The organism is Gallibacterium genomosp. 1, assembly GCF_001678575.1.
GTDB lineage: Bacteria > Pseudomonadota > Gammaproteobacteria > Enterobacterales > Pasteurellaceae > Gallibacterium.
Genome location: NZ_JTJP01000024.1, coordinates 1 through 14,645, shown reverse-complemented (window position 1 = coordinate 14,645; position 14,645 = coordinate 1). Strand labels below are relative to the sequence as shown.

Genomic DNA, 14,645 nt, shown 5'->3' with positions numbered 1-14,645 from the left:
ACTTATTGATTTATAAATAAATGTTATTTTGCAATCAAATTTGTTTCAGTTAATAAAACTCCTTATAAACTAAGGGTTAAGCGTTTTTTTCTAAAAGTATTCCACAAAGTTATCCACAGGTTGTGTGGATAGAAAATGATTCCGATAAAGTTGAAAGAACAGGTTAATTTTCAAGTAAACGACAGGGTAAGCAGAAGGATTTTATCTCTTTACCGCCATCTAACAAATAAAGAAGCTGAGAAACTGCTTTTTCACCTGCTTGTTGAAAACCTAAATCGATCATTAAAGTTTGTGGAAATAGAAAGCTCAAGAGTGGATTATTGCCGACACTGGCAACATAAATATGTGTTAGTTGTTGTTGTTGTAAATATTTGATTGCACCTAATGCAAGGTTATTAGTGGCACAGACTAAGGCGCTATATTTGTGAAAATCGATTTGTTGTGCAAGTTGATAACCGCTTTCAAAACTTAGATCTCCTTGCAAATCAAGAATTGGAAATTGATGTTGATGACAAAACGATAAATAAGCGTGATGACGCAGAAAACCAGTGGTAGTGTCATTGTCGTCAACACCAATATAAGCGATAGCCTGATGATTTTTTTTTAATAATGTCTGCATTAATTGTTGCACTGCACTGTGATCATCATAATAAATGGAGGTGATTCCCGGATGATTACGAGCGATAATCACCAAATTTTGTTGCCAGCTGCTTAGATCGAGTTGTTCAATACTGGAAAAGCTGAATAAGATAACGCCGTCAACTGCTTTTTGTCGAAAAAGCGTTAAATGATCCAGCACTAATTTTTCATCAAAACGACTCTCAACAATAATAGGCTCACAATGTGCAGCATAAAGCAGAGGTAGTATTGCGGATAAAGCTTGATTTTCTGCACTTGATGTCAGGCGAGAAACAATAATGCCAATAATCCTATTGCCTTGTCCTCGCATTGCACGTGCGGAATTGGATGGCAAAAATCCTTGTTCAGCAATTATCTTTTCCACTTTAGCTCGAGTTTTATCGCTGACTTTCGGATCTTGATTCAATACACGTGAAACGGTGGATTTTCCTACACCGCTCAAACGTGCAATATCTTTGATAGTGAGTCTTGTCATTTCTGTAAGTTTCGATAGGTTAATAGCCAATAACCGAGAACTGCAATAGTAATACATACGATCATTGTTGCCAACATTGGAATAGCACTAGTGACAGGCACTAAAGCAAGTACGGAACCAATTACCGCACCGCCACCGAAACGGAGTGTGCCTAATACAGAATTTGCTGTGCCGGCAATACGTCCAAAATGTTCCAGAATTAAAGCGGCAGCATTAGCACCGATAGTCGAGTTCATTCCAATAAACCAAGCAATACCAAGTGCCATAGACCAAAAACCGAGATCAAAAATTGCCACAATAAATAACCACAAACCGGCAGCAGCTTGCATTGCTAAACCGAATTGTAACATTTTTTCTGCACCTACTTTGCTAACAATTTTACCGTTAATAACAGTGAAACAAGCCATAATTGCAATATTTAGCATAAAGAAATAACCGAAATTTTCGACTTTTACGCCATAAATATCGATATAGACAAGAGAACCTGATGTTAAAAAGGCAAATAAACCGCCGAATGAGAAAGTGGAAACGATCAAATAACCTAGTACTTCTTTGTGTCTTAATACACTCCAGAATTGGCGTAGGATATTGCGTAAAGAGAAATGTTGTCGTTTTTCAACTTGCAATGTTTCTGGAATTCTCCACCAAAACAGTAAACCACTGATGATGCCTACAATAACTAAAAGATAGAAAATGGAGTGCCAATGGAAATATTGCACTAAATAACCACCTAGAATTGGCGCAAGTAACGGGGCTATCATTAATACTAAAGTGATTAATGACATCATTTTGGAAAAATCATTTTTACTGAATAGATCTCGTAGTAATGCTCCCAGTACAACAACCGGTGCAGCACCAAAAAATCCTTGTATTAAGCGTAAACCAATAAAATGATGAATATTATTAATTTGTGTGAGCCCGAATGCAGCAATGGTAGTAATACTTAAACCAAATAAAATAACTGGCTTACGTCCGATGCTATCTGCGATCGGTCCCCAAATTAACTGTCCAATTCCCATTCCTAAGGTAAACATAGTTAATGTATATTGTACTTGACTGGAGGGAACATTTAAGTCGCGTGAAATATTAAGAAATGCTGGAAGATACATATCAATCCCCAGCGGAGGCATCATTGATAATAGCCCCAAAATTAAAACAAATGCAAAATTAATTTTTACTTTTTTATTTCTCACATAAACCTCCTTTTATTTATCTTGTTTTTTATTTTAAGAAAAATTGAACCTCCGCATCAGTCAATGCACGATATTGACCTTCTTCTAATTGCGAATCCAAGATGATTTGACCAATTTTCCAACGATGTAATTTGATTACTTTATTTCCAAGAGCAGCGAACATTCGTTTTACTTGGTGGTATTTACCTTCAATAATAGTTAAATTCAAATTGTAATCATCAATTATTTCAATTTGTGCCGGCTTAGTTGGTTGTTTTTCTCCTCGTAAAAGAATACCTTGCATACATTGTTCAACATAAAAATCTTCAATAGGGTCTGATAATGTTACCAAATAAGTTTTTTCATAATGATATTTAGGAGATGTAATACGATGAGACCACTGTCCATCATCTGTGAGTAGTACTAATCCTGTGGTATCAACATCTAGACGTCCGGCAGTGTGTAGTCGAGTTGAAAGAGGATAATCAAAAAATTGATAAACAGTAGGGTACTCACCATCATCGTGAGAGCAAATATAACCTTCAGGTTTAAACAATAAAAAGTATTGATTGCCAATTGTCCATTCCAGTAAGGTTCCATCAAATTCTACTTGATCTTCTGGTGAAATTTTTAATGCACCGTCTTTAATAACCTGTTGATTTACTTTAACTAAATTTTGGCGTAATGCTTTTGTCGCCTGTGAACGGGATAATCCTGTGTATTCAGAGAGAAATTTATCTAAACGTTGTTTCATTTAATTAACCTTATTGATTGGTATTACCCCTTTAATAGGAATAAAATGAGTTAGAAAAGTTTGTTTTAAATATGACTTTGTGATCTTATTTAGGTTGTAATGGATTTCAAAAGCAAAATCGCTCATTTTATACATACAAAGAAAGCGGTATTTTAACACTGTTTGTTAAAAATGTGGCATAGCTCACAGCATTCTTAAGAAATAGATTTATAATGACAAATGGATTTTTTAGTGAGTGAGTTCTATTTTTAGGGTAACCAATAATAATCCAATCTCCGCTGTAATCTCCAAAGGCGGTCAACAATCAACAAAATAGATAAAGGTATAGCGATAGACTTTGATGTTCTATTAAAGCCTGTCATTATGACAGCACAGTGGATTGCCTCTCAACTTCAAATTGCCATTCGCAGTAAGTAAAGTGGTAAATCTCTTGCGAAAAATAACATATTAATAAGGATAGATTATGGACGAAAAACTACGCCAAGCGGCATTAGACTTTCACCAATTTCCAATTCCGGGAAAAATAGAAGTGACACCAACTAAATCATTAGCGACGCAGCAAGATCTTGCATTAGCTTATTCGCCTGGTGTTGCTGAGCCTTGTTTAGAAATTGAGAAAGATCCGGCAAATGCGTATAAATATACCGCAAGGGGTAACCTAGTTGCAGTGATTTCCAACGGAACTGCAGTATTAGGATTAGGTAATATCGGAGCGTTGGCAGGTAAACCGGTAATGGAGGGTAAAGGTGTACTTTTCAAAAAATTTGCTGGTATTGATGTGTTTGATATTGAGGTTAATGAAACTGATCCAGATAAATTAATTGACATTATTGCAGCATTAGAACCTACTTTTGGCGGTATTAATCTTGAAGATATTAAAGCACCGGAATGTTTCTATATTGAAAAGAAATTACGCGAAAGAATGAAAATTCCGGTCTTCCACGATGATCAGCACGGTACAGCTATTATTTGTGCAGCTGCTGTGCTTAATGGGCTACGTGTAGTGAATAAAGATATTAAACAGGTAAAAGTAGTGGCTTCTGGTGCTGGAGCATCGGCAATTGCTTGTTTAAATTTAATGGTTGCTTTAGGCATTGAGAGAAAAAATATTACAATTTGCGATTCAAAAGGTGTAGTTTATAAAGGTCGTGGAGACCATATGGATGAAACCAAACAGGCTTATGCAGTTGAAGATAACGGTGCGCGCACATTGGCGGATGCGTTGCCAAATGCGGATATTTTCTTAGGCTGTTCAAAAGCGGGTGTATTGACTCCGGAAATGTTGAAAACTATGGCGCCTAATCCATTGATTTTAGCTTTAGCAAATCCTGTTCCGGAAATTCTTCCGCCGGTTGCTAAAGCAGCTCGTGCAGATGCGATTATCTGTACCGGTCGTTCTGATTTTCCTAATCAAGTGAATAATGTTCTCTGTTTTCCATTTATTTTCCGTGGCGCATTAGATGTACACGCCACCACCATCAATGAAGAGATGAAATTGGCGGCGGTTCGAGCAATTGCAGACTTAGCATTGGCGGAACAGAGTGATGTTGTTTCTTCTGCTTATGCAGAAAATGAAGTCTCATTCGGGCCTGAATACTTAATCCCAAAACCATTCGATCCACGTTTGATTGTTAAGATAGCTCCGGCTGTTGCAAAAGCAGCAATGGATAGTGGAGTAGCACAAAAACCGATTATTGATTTTGATGCTTATGTTGATGAGCTTACTCAATTTGTTTACAAAACCAATTTATTTATGAAGCCGGTATTTGCTCAGGCTAAAAACAATAAAAAACGTGTTATTTTAGCTGATGGTGAAGAGCCTAGAGTGTTGCACGCTGTGCAAGAAATAAGTAGTTCAGAAATTGCTTATCCAATCCTAATTGGTAGACCGGCGGTGATTGAGCAAAGAATTAAGCGTTTAGGCTTGAAAATTGTTGCCGGTAGAGACTTTGATATTGTCAATAATGATCAGGATCACCGCTATACACAAGGTTGGCAAACCTATTATGACATTATGAAACGCAAAGGCGTTACACCTGCCTTGGCTCGTCAACGTTTGATTTCTGACCGTACTGCGATTGCAGCAACCTTATTGCAACTTGGTGAAGCAGATGCGATGATTTGTGGGCTAGTTGGCTCTTATCGTGAACATCTTCATACGTTACGTGATGTGCTTGGCGTGGCGGATGGCGTGCATACCCTTGGAGCGGTAAGCAGTTTAGTATTGCCGACAGGTAACGTTTTCATTGCAGATACTTTTGTAAACGAAAATCCTACTGCGGAAGAATTGGCAGAAATCACTATTATGGCGGCGGAAGAAGTGAAATCTTTCGGTATTGAACCACAAGTGGCGTTATTATCTAATTCAAATTACGGCTCATCTAGTAGCCCGAATGCTATTAAAATGCGTAAAGTGCTTGAATTGGTTCAAGAACGCCGCCCGGATATTATTATTGATGGTGAAATGCACGGCGATATTGCTTTATCAGAGCAGCTTCGCAAAGATATTATGCCGGACAGCCCTCTAAAAGGTGCAGCCAACTTGTTAATTATGCCAAGTATGGAATCAGCACGTATTAGTTATAATCTGCTTCGTGCTACTACTACTGCAATCACTGTTGGCCCAATGTTGATGGGATTGAAGAAATCTGCTCATATCCTTACTCCGGTGTCTTCAGTACGCCGTATTATCAATATGGTGGCAGTTGCAGCAGTCCAAGCGCAGAAGAAATAAACGCATCAGTTAAATAACAAAAAGCGGAATTTCTAAAGAGTTCCGCTTTTTGCGAACTTTCCCTAATTAAAGAAATAATTACTATTCAAAGCCGTAGGCAGCACCAACCATTATATCTTTTTTCCTAAGATATATTTCTATTGCTCTTGCAACTGCGATATAACGATGAGAACCTTTATCTACATTATCAAATTTATTATTGGATATTCTGAATATGATTGCTGTTTTCTGCCATACATATGTCAGTAGCGTGTAGTTGAGTTCCATTTATAGTATCAGTGGCGTTTGCATTAACTGATCCTGCTACTAGTTAGATTTGTACTTCTATTTTTAATGAAATGCTGTATTGATTTTGGAATTTTGCATTTGTACAGCAGTAGATTGATTGCAACATAACTATCTATTTTTGAAATAGTACTGATTTTCACCTCACTATCTCAATTATTAAAATGAGCAAGTCCAGCCGGATTTATTATTGGACTCACTCATTCAGTGTTGTAGACAATCAGCGGATTTGTTTACAGAAAATGGATTATAATTTAGTCATTAACAATTCTCTTACAACCTGAACGACACCTTCGGTTGCTTTTTGGGTAATGATATTTACTGGACGTTGGAGAAAGCCGATGTTTGGATTTGGGTCGATAAGATAGATCTTTGCACTTCGTTTCGCTTCGTGTACTAACCCATTGGCAGGGTAAACTTGTAATGAAGTGCCGATCACCAACAGAATATCTGCATTGGCAACAATATCTATCGCCGGTTCTAACATTGGTACACTTTCGCCAAAAAAGACAATGAATGGGCGCATTAAGTGTCCATTAGGATCTTTGTCGGTAATCAATTGATCTTTATAACACGGAACAATATAGTCTGGATCAAAACTACTTTGTGCTTTATTTAACTCACCGTGTAAATGAAGCACATTTTTGCTGCCAGCACGTTCGTGCAGATCGTCAACGTTTTGCGTAATAATTCTGACATCATATTTCTGTTCTAATTCCACCAGGGCGAGATGTGCGGCATTGGGCTGTGCTGCCGCAGCATTGCGACGGCGTTCGTTGTAAAAGTCGAGTACTTTTTGTGGGTTTCGTTCCAGCGCTTCAGGAGTACAAACTTCTTCCACTCTGTGACCTGCCCATAAACCGTCTTCAGCTCGGAAAGTAGGTAATCCACTTTCAGCACTGATACCAGCTCCGCTTAATACGGCACAAATTGGTTTCATTTTATTCACCTTTTTGATTTAAAATGAACTTTTCAATAACTTCAGCAACGCCGGAATTAAGGTTGTCGGCAGTAATATAATCAGCAATTGCCTTTATCTCATCGGTTGCGTTACCCATTGCCACCCCTAAACCTGCATATTCGATCATATGAAAATCATTGCCGGCATCACCGATACAAATAATTTCATCGGCAGTAAATCCAAGATGTTGCGCTAATTTTTCAATGCCACTTCCTTTATTGGCAGCTAAAGGTAGGAACTCTAAGAAAAATGGCGTACTGCGAACAATGGTATATTGTTCGGCAATATTTTCAGGAAGTTTGGCTAATGCAGCGTCTAACTTTTCCGGTGTATCTACCCACATCGTTTTAATGACCGGTTCTTCATCAGGAATTTTTGAAAAATCAATAATATGTAAGGGGATATGATTAATTTCCGCATCATGTCGGCTGTATTGATTTTCTTGAGGTGCGATAAGACCACGTGATTCAGAAAAGGTGTGACAGAAAACACCAAATTTTTGTGCATAATTGGTTAGCATTTTGCAATCTTTTCCGCTCATTTCCTGACGGGTAATAATTTTGCCATCGCTACGTTGCACTAAAGCTCCATTGAAACAGAGAACATAATCTTCTTCATCTAATAAGCCAAGTTGTTGCAGATAAGGTTGTAAGCCTTCTAAAGGACGACCGGAAGCCAATACAATTTTTACGCCCGCTTTTTTTGCGGATTGAATAGCTTGTTGGTTACGCTCACTGATTTTCTTTTGTTTATCGAGCAGTGTGCCATCCATATCTGTTGCCAGTAATTTATATTTTGTCATACAGTTTCCTTGTGGTAAGTCATTTTAATTATTGAACTTTGTTTATTCTGCGTTGCCTTTGGCATAAAATCAACACGCTTTTTAATTTGTTTTTTTAGAGAGGAAAAGGATGAAATTTTCATTGAAACCCGTTTTTTGGGCAATGTTTGGCAGCGCATTGATGAGTGCTTATGCAACAGCTGCGGAATTAAATTTACGTGTGATTGAAACCACAGATTTGCACGCCAATATGATGGACTATGATTATTATAAAGATGCGCCTTCCAGTGCATTGGGATTGGTTAGAGCTGCCGATTTAGTAATGAAAGCTCGCCAACAGGTGAAGAACAGTGTATTGGTGGATAATGGCGATCTTATTCAAGGTAGTCCGATGGGGGATTATGCTGCGGCAAAAGGCTTAAAAAAAGGTGATATTCATCCAGTTTTTAAGGCAATGAATTTATTGAAATATGATGTCGGTAACATTGGAAACCACGAGTTTAACTATGGTTTGGATTTTTTGAAAAAAGCATTATCAGGTGCTAAATATCCTTATGTTAATGCAAATGTATTTGATGCGAAAACTGGCAAACCATATTTTAAGCAGTATGTGATTAAGGATTATCAATTCACTGATTCGGACGGTAAGCAACAAAAAATTAAAATCGGTTATATTGGATTTGTACCGCCGCAAATTATGACTTGGGATAAAAAGAATCTTGAATGTAAAGTTATTGTCAAGGATATTACCGAAACGGCTAAAGTTCTTGTGCCAGAAATGAAAGAGAAAGGGGCAGATGTTATTGTTGCAGTAGCACATTCTGGTGTTTCTAGTGAACCTTATCAAGCGTTAGCAGAAAACTCTGTTTATTATTTATCTCAAGTGAAAGGTATTGATGCGATTGCTTTTGGTCATTCTCACGCAGTCTTCCCAAGTAAAGAATTTGCTGGTATTCCGGGTGCGGATATTGTTACCGGAACTATCAATGGCATTCCGGCAGTAATGCCGGGGCGTTGGGGCAGCCATGTTGGTGTGATTGATTTAACGTTAAGTAACAATAGTGGTAAATGGGTTGTGCAACAAGCAAAAGCGGAAGCAAGACCGATTTATGATGGAAAAAATAAGAAAGCGTTGGCTGAAGAGTATCAACCGATTGTAAAAGCATTGGCGAAGGATCATAAAAATACGCGTGATTATGTGAACCAACCGATTGGTAAAGCGGATGGTAAAATGTACAGTTATCTCGCGTTAGTACAGGATGATCCGACAATTCAGATTGTTAATCAGGCGCAACAGGACTATGTCAAACGTTTTGTGCAAGGTGATCCTGATTTAGCGAAATTACCGGTTTTATCTGCTGCAGCACCGTTTAAAGTGGGTGGGCGTAAAAACGATCCGACAAACTTTACTGAAGTGGAAGCAGGACAGTTAAGTTTCCGTAATGCGGTGGATCTTTATTTGTATCCGAATACTTTGGTAGCCGTAAAAGTGAATGGTGAGCAGGTGCGTGAATGGTTGGAATGTTCTGCGGGGCAGTTTAATCAGATCGATCCGAATAAAGCAGAAAAACAGCCATTATTAAATTGGGATGGTTTCCGTACATATAATTTTGATGTAATTGATGGTGTTAATTATCAAATTGATGTAACCCAACCGGCTCGTTATGATGGCGATTGTAAATTGATTAATCCACAAGCACATCGTATTACTGATCTTACTTTTAACGGCAAACCGATTGATCCGCAACAGCAATTCTTGTTAGCGACCAATAATTATCGTGCATTTGGTAATAAATTCCCTGGTACTGACGGCAGCCAAACAGCGTTCGCATCTCCTGATGAAAACCGTTCAATTTTGGCGGATTATATTCGTCGTGTCAGCAAAGAACAGGGAGAAGTTAAATCAACAGCAGACAATAATTGGCGATTAAAATCTATTCCAAATAATAAAGCGGAAATTGTATTTGAAACATCTCCATCAGAAAAAGCAGCGGAGTTTATTCAAAAACAAGTGCAATATCCGATGAAAAATGTTGGTCAGGATGAAAATGGTTTTGCAATCTATCAGATTGATTTAAAACCATAATATTGGAACTCTTTAATAAAAAAGCTCACCGTAACGGTGAGCTTGGATTAAGGAGAATTTAGCGAATAAAGAGGTAGAAATTATTGTTGCCACGAATAATATTGAGTGCAATAGCAGCCGGTTTGCCGTCTAAAATTTTGCGTAATTCTCCAATATTATTAATTTGATGACGGTTTATACCAATAATAATATCTCCTTTCTTCAATCCTAATTGATCCGCTTTTGAATTAGGTTTCACTTCAGCAATTACCACACCTTTTTGATCTTTCTCGTGGTAATTCTTTAAGTCAGCACCATCTAAATTAGAAATGACGCTGTTACCACTGGCTAAAGATTCATTATCCGCTTGCAATTTCACTTTGACAGTATTGGATTTACCGTCACGTAGATAGGTGATTTCCATCTCTTTGCCAGCGCCGGTCGTTGCAATTTTAGCACGTAATTCAGAGAAACTATTGATATTTTGTCCATTTAATCCAGTGATAATATCACCTGCTTTTAATCCAGCTTTTGCAGCAGCAGAATCCGGAAGCACTTCACTAATAAAAGCACCTTTTTGTGCTTTAACATCGAATGCTTTGGCAAGATCTGCATTCAATTCACCACCTTTAATGCCTAAAACACCGCGTTTGACTTGACCGAATTCGATAATCTGTTGAGCCAAACTGTTTGCCATATTGCTTGGAATTGCAAATGCAATACCAACATTACCACCACTTGGGGCGATAATAGCAGTATTAATACCGACCAATTCACCTTTTAAGTTAAGTAACGGTCCGCCGGAATTACCACGATTGACCGCAGCATCAGTTTGAATGTAATTTTGATAGCTGTTGGTATCATCATCGGCTGCACGCCCTAAAGCAGAAATAATACCTGAAGTGACGGTTTGACCTAAGCCGAAAGGATTACCAACGGCAATTACAAAGTCGCCGACTTTTGCTTTATCTGAATCAGCCATTTTTATTTGGGTGAGATCTTTGGCATTTTCTAATTGAATTAAAGCTACATCTGACATAGAGTCATTACCAAGTAATTTTGCTTTATATTCTCTACCGTCGCTGAGCGTAACAGTAATTTTATCAGCACCATCAACAACGTGATTGTTAGTCAAAACATAGCCTTTATCGGCATTAATAATCACACCTGATCCAAGCCCTTTAAATTGACGAGGTGAGCGATTCTTGAATTGATCTCCAAAGAAAAATTGAAATTCTGGTGGCAATTCAGGTAAGAGATTATTACTTGGACTGTTTCCAGCTGTTCCTTCCACCGAAATAGTGACAACAGCCGGAAGAACCTGCTCCAATACCGGAGCTAAACTTGGTGTTGAGGTATTTTCTAACACAGAAGTTGGAATATTAGCCTGTGTTGGCAATGAAGCACAGAAGATGCTTAATCCTAATGCAATACTGGTTAAAACGAATTTTTTCTTATTAATTTTCATTTAAAAATATCTCCTTAAAAAATAACTTTATACGAATTGTTATTCGCGCCATTAAGACAATCATTAAAAGGAAATGTTCCCCAAAAGCTGAAAAATTAATCAAAAATAGATAAAATAACTGTTTAGAGGTAAAGAAACGGTATAATGATTAACCATTATACCGTTAAGAAAAGAATGTTAATCTTTTAAGATTGAGAACGCCTTATCTGTAGCAGCTAAAGTTGCTTGAATATCTTGTGTGCTATGAGCAAGTGACATAAATCCGGCTTCAAAGGCAGAAGGAGCCAAATAAATTCCCTGTTCTAACATTAAGTGAAAGAATTTTTTGAATCGTTCTACATCACATTTCATTACTTCTTGATAACATTCTACTTTGTCTTGATCAGTAAAAAATAGCCCAAACATTCCACCAACATAATTGACAACGAAAGGAATTTGATGTTTTTTGGCGAGTGTTCTTAAACCTTCGGCTAATGTTTTTGTTTTTTCTGCAAGCAATTTCTCATTTTCTGGTTTTGCTAATTCTGTTAAACAGGCAATACCTGCCGCCATCGCGATTGGATTCCCTGATAATGTACCAGCTTGGTAAACAGGTCCGGTTGGAGCGATATACTGCATAATTTCTTTTTTACCACCGAATGCACCCACCGGCATTCCTCCACCGATGATCTTACCAAGTGTTGTTAAATCAGGTTTTACATCATAGTAAGATTGTGCGCCGGCAAGCGAAACTCGGAATCCGGTCATTACTTCATCAATAATTAATAATGCGCCGTATTGATCGCAAAGTTGGCGTAATCCTTGCAAAAAACCTGGTTTCGGAGGAACACAATTCATATTTCCAGCTACTGGCTCAACAATAATACAGGCGATTTCATTTGGATATTGTTTAAACATTTCCTCGACGGAGCTAAGATCATTATATGTGCAAGTTAAAGTATGTTTTGCAAAATCAGAGGGTACACCTGGCGAGCTTGGTTGACCTAGGGTTAACGCACCAGAACCAGCTTTAACTAATAAAGAATCTGCGTGTCCATGATAGCATCCTTCAAATTTGATAATTTTATCCCGTTTAGTGTAGCCTCTGGCCAGGCGAATAGCGGACATTGTTGCTTCAGTACCAGAGTTTACCATACGAACCATTTCGATTGAGGGTACTAAGCGGCACACTAATTCAGCCAATTCAATTTCTAATTCGGTTGGCGCACCGAAACTTAAACCGTTTTTAGCTGTTTCAATGACTGCATTAAGGATTGAAGGATGATTATGCCCCAAGACCATTGGTCCCCAAGAACCAACATAATCAATATACTGTTTACCTTCACTATCATAAAGATAAGCGCCTTGAGCGCGTTGGATAAAGACAGGTGTACCTGATACACCATTGAATGCACGAACAGGCGAATTGACTCCACCAGGAATAAATTGTTGTGCTTTTTCAAATAAAGTTACTGAAGATGTCATTGTTTTTCTCATTGTAGTTAAATGTGAGCAATATTGTACTTGAAATCAAAAGATAATGAAAAAAACAAATGTATTAAAAAGTGACTTTATGCTATTCTCATCAACCATTTTCAACCATCATTCAGCATTACAACTCGTATGTTAAGGGGTCTTTAAAATATGTGGCTGAGTTTTGTGTTAACGTTCTTAAGCTCATTTCTAGCATTAATTATTATGCGTCCATTAGCAGTGAAAATTGGGTTAGTGGATAAACCGAATTATCGAAAACGTCATCAAGGATTAATTCCTCTTATCGGAGGAATAGCCTTATTCATCAGTAACACTTGCTACTATCTCCTCGAATGGAACGAAATGCGTTTGCCTTATCTCTATTTGAGTTGTGTCACTGTGTTATTAATTGTTGGCGTACTTGATGATCGTTTTGATTTAAGTCCTTTTTTGCGAGCTATTGTGCAAGCAATATTAGCTTTGTTGATGATCTATATCGGAGATCTGTCGTTAAATAACCTTGGAGAAATTATCGGCCCGTTTCAGATCACGTTAGGAACTGCTGGGGTTGTAATTACCGTGTTTGCAACTATTGCCATTGTGAATGCCTTTAATATGATTGATGGCATAGATGGTCTGCTTGGTGGCTTATCCAGTGTTTCATTTGCAGCAATTGGTATTTTATTGGTATTGGATGGACAGATGGATTTGGCAGCGTGGTGTTTTGCACTTATTTTATGCTTAATCCCTTATATTTTATTTAATATGTCAGTGTTTGGTATCAAAAATAAAGTGTTTATGGGAGACTCGGGAAGTACTCTAATCGGTTTTACTATGATTTGGATTTTGTTATTGAGTACACAAGGACATGGGCATCCAATTAAACCAATTACTGCACTTTGGCTGATTGCAATTCCTCTGATTGATATGATTTGTGTGGTCATCAGAAGATTAAAGAAAAAGAAAAGCCCTTTCCGTCCTGATCGTTTGCATGTACACCATTTAATGGTAAGAGCGGGTTTAACTTCTCGACAAGCATTTGCCGTTATTACATTGATGGCGGCAGTGTGTGCAGGATTTGGTATTTTAGGGGAAATTTACTATATTAATGAATGGCTAATGTTTTTCGGATTTATTGTATTAATATTTTTATACGGCTATTCAATTACTCGAGCTTGGCGAGTTACACGTTTTATCAGAAGAATACAGCGTAGATGGAGAAAAGCGAAAGGTTTGGTAAGTAAAAAATAGAAGAGCTAAGGTGATGTGAGTATGAAAAACAGAAAACATCACCTTTTTCTTATCTAATATTTCTCTTATTCATCTAGAAAAATAGAAAACTTTCTTTTCTGCTTGTGCCGTTATGTTCGATTTAATTCATTAAAATGATAAAAATAAGAATGTTCTGAGCATTTATTATTAAGGAAATGACTAAAAAATATTAATAAAGAGTAAAATATCATCAAACAAAAAAAAATTAAAAAAAAAGCTAGACAGGCTATCTGAAAGTCATTAATATACGCCCCGCAACGACGCGATGAGCGCTCGTAGCTCAGTTGGATAGAGCGTTGGCCTCCGGAGCCAAAGGTCTCAGGTTCGAATCCTGTCGAGCGCGCCAGCTCGGTTGGATTAGGTAAACGCAATATCTAAAATCTATGGTGGCTATAGCTCAGTTGGTAGAGCCCCGGATTGTGATTCCGGTTGTCGTGAGTTCGAGTCTCATTAGCCACCCCATCAATATAAATCGGCGAGTAGCGCAGTTTGGTAGCGCAACTGGTTTGGGACCAGTGGGTCGTAGGTTCAAATCCTATCTCGCCGACCATTTTTTGTTCTTTAAAAAGCTATCAGACAATCTGTGT

At 37.8% G+C, this 14,645-nt stretch carries 10 protein-coding genes and 3 tRNA genes; 6 read left to right on the top strand and 7 right to left on the bottom strand.

The window, feature by feature from the left end:
* Nucleotides 1-163: 163 nt before the first annotated feature.
* Genes treR through rsuA form a run of 3 tightly spaced genes read right to left on the bottom strand, consistent with a single transcriptional unit; the run spans nucleotide 164 to nucleotide 3,040 of the window.
* The gene (gene treR / locus QV04_RS05465) at nucleotides 164-1,114 is read right to left on the bottom strand and encodes a trehalose operon repressor TreR (RefSeq protein ID WP_065230449.1); all 951 of its coding nucleotides are present in this window, start codon (nucleotides 1,112-1,114) and stop codon (nucleotides 164-166) included.
* Nucleotides 1,111-2,307 (bottom strand): Bcr/CflA family multidrug efflux MFS transporter, encoded by a 1,197-nt coding sequence (locus tag QV04_RS05460; protein ID WP_065230450.1) that lies wholly within the window; start codon nucleotides 2,305-2,307, stop codon nucleotides 1,111-1,113. The genes treR and QV04_RS05460 overlap by 4 nt, the downstream gene beginning before the upstream one ends.
* Nucleotides 2,308-2,335: 28 nt before the next feature.
* The gene (gene rsuA, locus QV04_RS05455) at nucleotides 2,336-3,040 is read right to left on the bottom strand and encodes a 16S rRNA pseudouridine(516) synthase RsuA (RefSeq protein ID WP_065233280.1); all 705 of its coding nucleotides are present in this window, start codon (nucleotides 3,038-3,040) and stop codon (nucleotides 2,336-2,338) included.
* Nucleotides 3,041-3,503: 463 nt separating this feature from the next.
* On the opposite strand from rsuA, the gene QV04_RS05450 reads away from it, so the two are divergent.
* Nucleotides 3,504-5,774 carry an NADP-dependent malic enzyme gene (locus QV04_RS05450; RefSeq protein WP_065230452.1) on the top strand — a complete coding sequence of 757 codons (2,271 nt, stop codon included), beginning with the start codon at nucleotides 3,504-3,506 and terminating at the stop codon, nucleotides 5,772-5,774.
* A 532-nt stretch (nucleotides 5,775-6,306) separates the two neighbouring features.
* Here the strand turns inward: QV04_RS05450 and QV04_RS05440 are convergent.
* Nucleotides 6,307-6,999: a Sir2 family NAD-dependent protein deacetylase gene (locus QV04_RS05440; RefSeq protein WP_065230454.1), complete on the bottom strand. Its 693-nt coding sequence runs from the start codon at nucleotides 6,997-6,999 to the stop codon at nucleotides 6,307-6,309.
* A 1-nt stretch (nucleotide 7,000) separates the two neighbouring features.
* Nucleotides 7,001-7,822: a Cof-type HAD-IIB family hydrolase gene (locus QV04_RS05435; RefSeq protein WP_065230455.1), complete on the bottom strand. Its 822-nt coding sequence runs from the start codon at nucleotides 7,820-7,822 to the stop codon at nucleotides 7,001-7,003.
* 142 nt (nucleotides 7,823-7,964) lie between these two features.
* On the opposite strand from QV04_RS05435, the gene cpdB reads away from it, so the two are divergent.
* Complete coding sequence (gene cpdB, locus QV04_RS05430; RefSeq protein WP_197494799.1) at nucleotides 7,965-9,887, top strand: 2',3'-cyclic-nucleotide 2'-phosphodiesterase; 1,923 nt, start codon at nucleotides 7,965-7,967, stop codon at nucleotides 9,885-9,887.
* 58 nt (nucleotides 9,888-9,945) lie between these two features.
* Here the strand turns inward: cpdB and QV04_RS05425 are convergent, their stop codons facing one another.
* Together QV04_RS05425 and hemL are read right to left on the bottom strand one after the other, a co-directional pair.
* Entirely contained in the window at nucleotides 9,946-11,328 is a 1,383-nt protein-coding gene (locus QV04_RS05425) for a Do family serine endopeptidase (protein WP_197494798.1), read from the bottom strand.
* A 183-nt stretch (nucleotides 11,329-11,511) separates the two neighbouring features.
* A complete protein-coding gene (hemL, locus tag QV04_RS05420; RefSeq protein ID WP_039174373.1) occupies nucleotides 11,512-12,798 on the bottom strand; it encodes a glutamate-1-semialdehyde 2,1-aminomutase in 1,287 nt (428 codons plus the stop codon).
* Between the two features lie 159 nt (nucleotides 12,799-12,957).
* Here hemL and wecA point away from each other — a divergent pair, with 159 nt between their 5' ends.
* From wecA to QV04_RS05400, 4 genes are all read left to right on the top strand, one after another.
* Nucleotides 12,958-14,037 (top strand): UDP-N-acetylglucosamine--undecaprenyl-phosphate N-acetylglucosaminephosphotransferase, encoded by a 1,080-nt coding sequence (gene wecA, locus QV04_RS05415; RefSeq protein ID WP_065230456.1) that lies wholly within the window; start codon nucleotides 12,958-12,960, stop codon nucleotides 14,035-14,037.
* A gap of 290 nt (nucleotides 14,038-14,327) precedes the next feature.
* Nucleotides 14,328-14,404, top strand: a tRNA-Arg gene (locus QV04_RS05410).
* A 40-nt stretch (nucleotides 14,405-14,444) separates the two neighbouring features.
* A tRNA-His gene (locus QV04_RS05405) sits at nucleotides 14,445-14,520 on the top strand.
* A gap of 11 nt (nucleotides 14,521-14,531) precedes the next feature.
* Nucleotides 14,532-14,608, top strand: a tRNA-Pro gene (locus QV04_RS05400).
* Nucleotides 14,609-14,645: the final 37 nt, after the last annotated feature.

What these genes read in the sequence shown, in the direction of transcription:
- rsuA (WP_065233280.1), bottom strand. Translation starts at nt 3,040, where the DNA reads ATGAAACAACGTTTAGATAAATTTCTCTCTGAATACACAGGATTATCC.
- wecA (WP_065230456.1), top strand. Translation starts at nt 12,958, where the DNA reads ATGTGGCTGAGTTTTGTGTTAACGTTCTTAAGCTCATTTCTAGCATTA.
- cpdB (WP_197494799.1), top strand. Translation starts at nt 7,965, where the DNA reads ATGTTTGGCAGCGCATTGATGAGTGCTTATGCAACAGCTGCGGAATTA.
- QV04_RS05435 (WP_065230455.1), bottom strand. Translation starts at nt 7,822, where the DNA reads ATGACAAAATATAAATTACTGGCAACAGATATGGATGGCACACTGCTC.
- QV04_RS05450 (WP_065230452.1), top strand. Translation starts at nt 3,504, where the DNA reads ATGGACGAAAAACTACGCCAAGCGGCATTAGACTTTCACCAATTTCCA.
- hemL (WP_039174373.1), bottom strand. Translation starts at nt 12,798, where the DNA reads ATGACATCTTCAGTAACTTTATTTGAAAAAGCACAACAATTTATTCCT.
- QV04_RS05440 (WP_065230454.1), bottom strand. Translation starts at nt 6,999, where the DNA reads ATGAAACCAATTTGTGCCGTATTAAGCGGAGCTGGTATCAGTGCTGAA.
- treR (WP_065230449.1), bottom strand. Translation starts at nt 1,114, where the DNA reads ATGACAAGACTCACTATCAAAGATATTGCACGTTTGAGCGGTGTAGGA.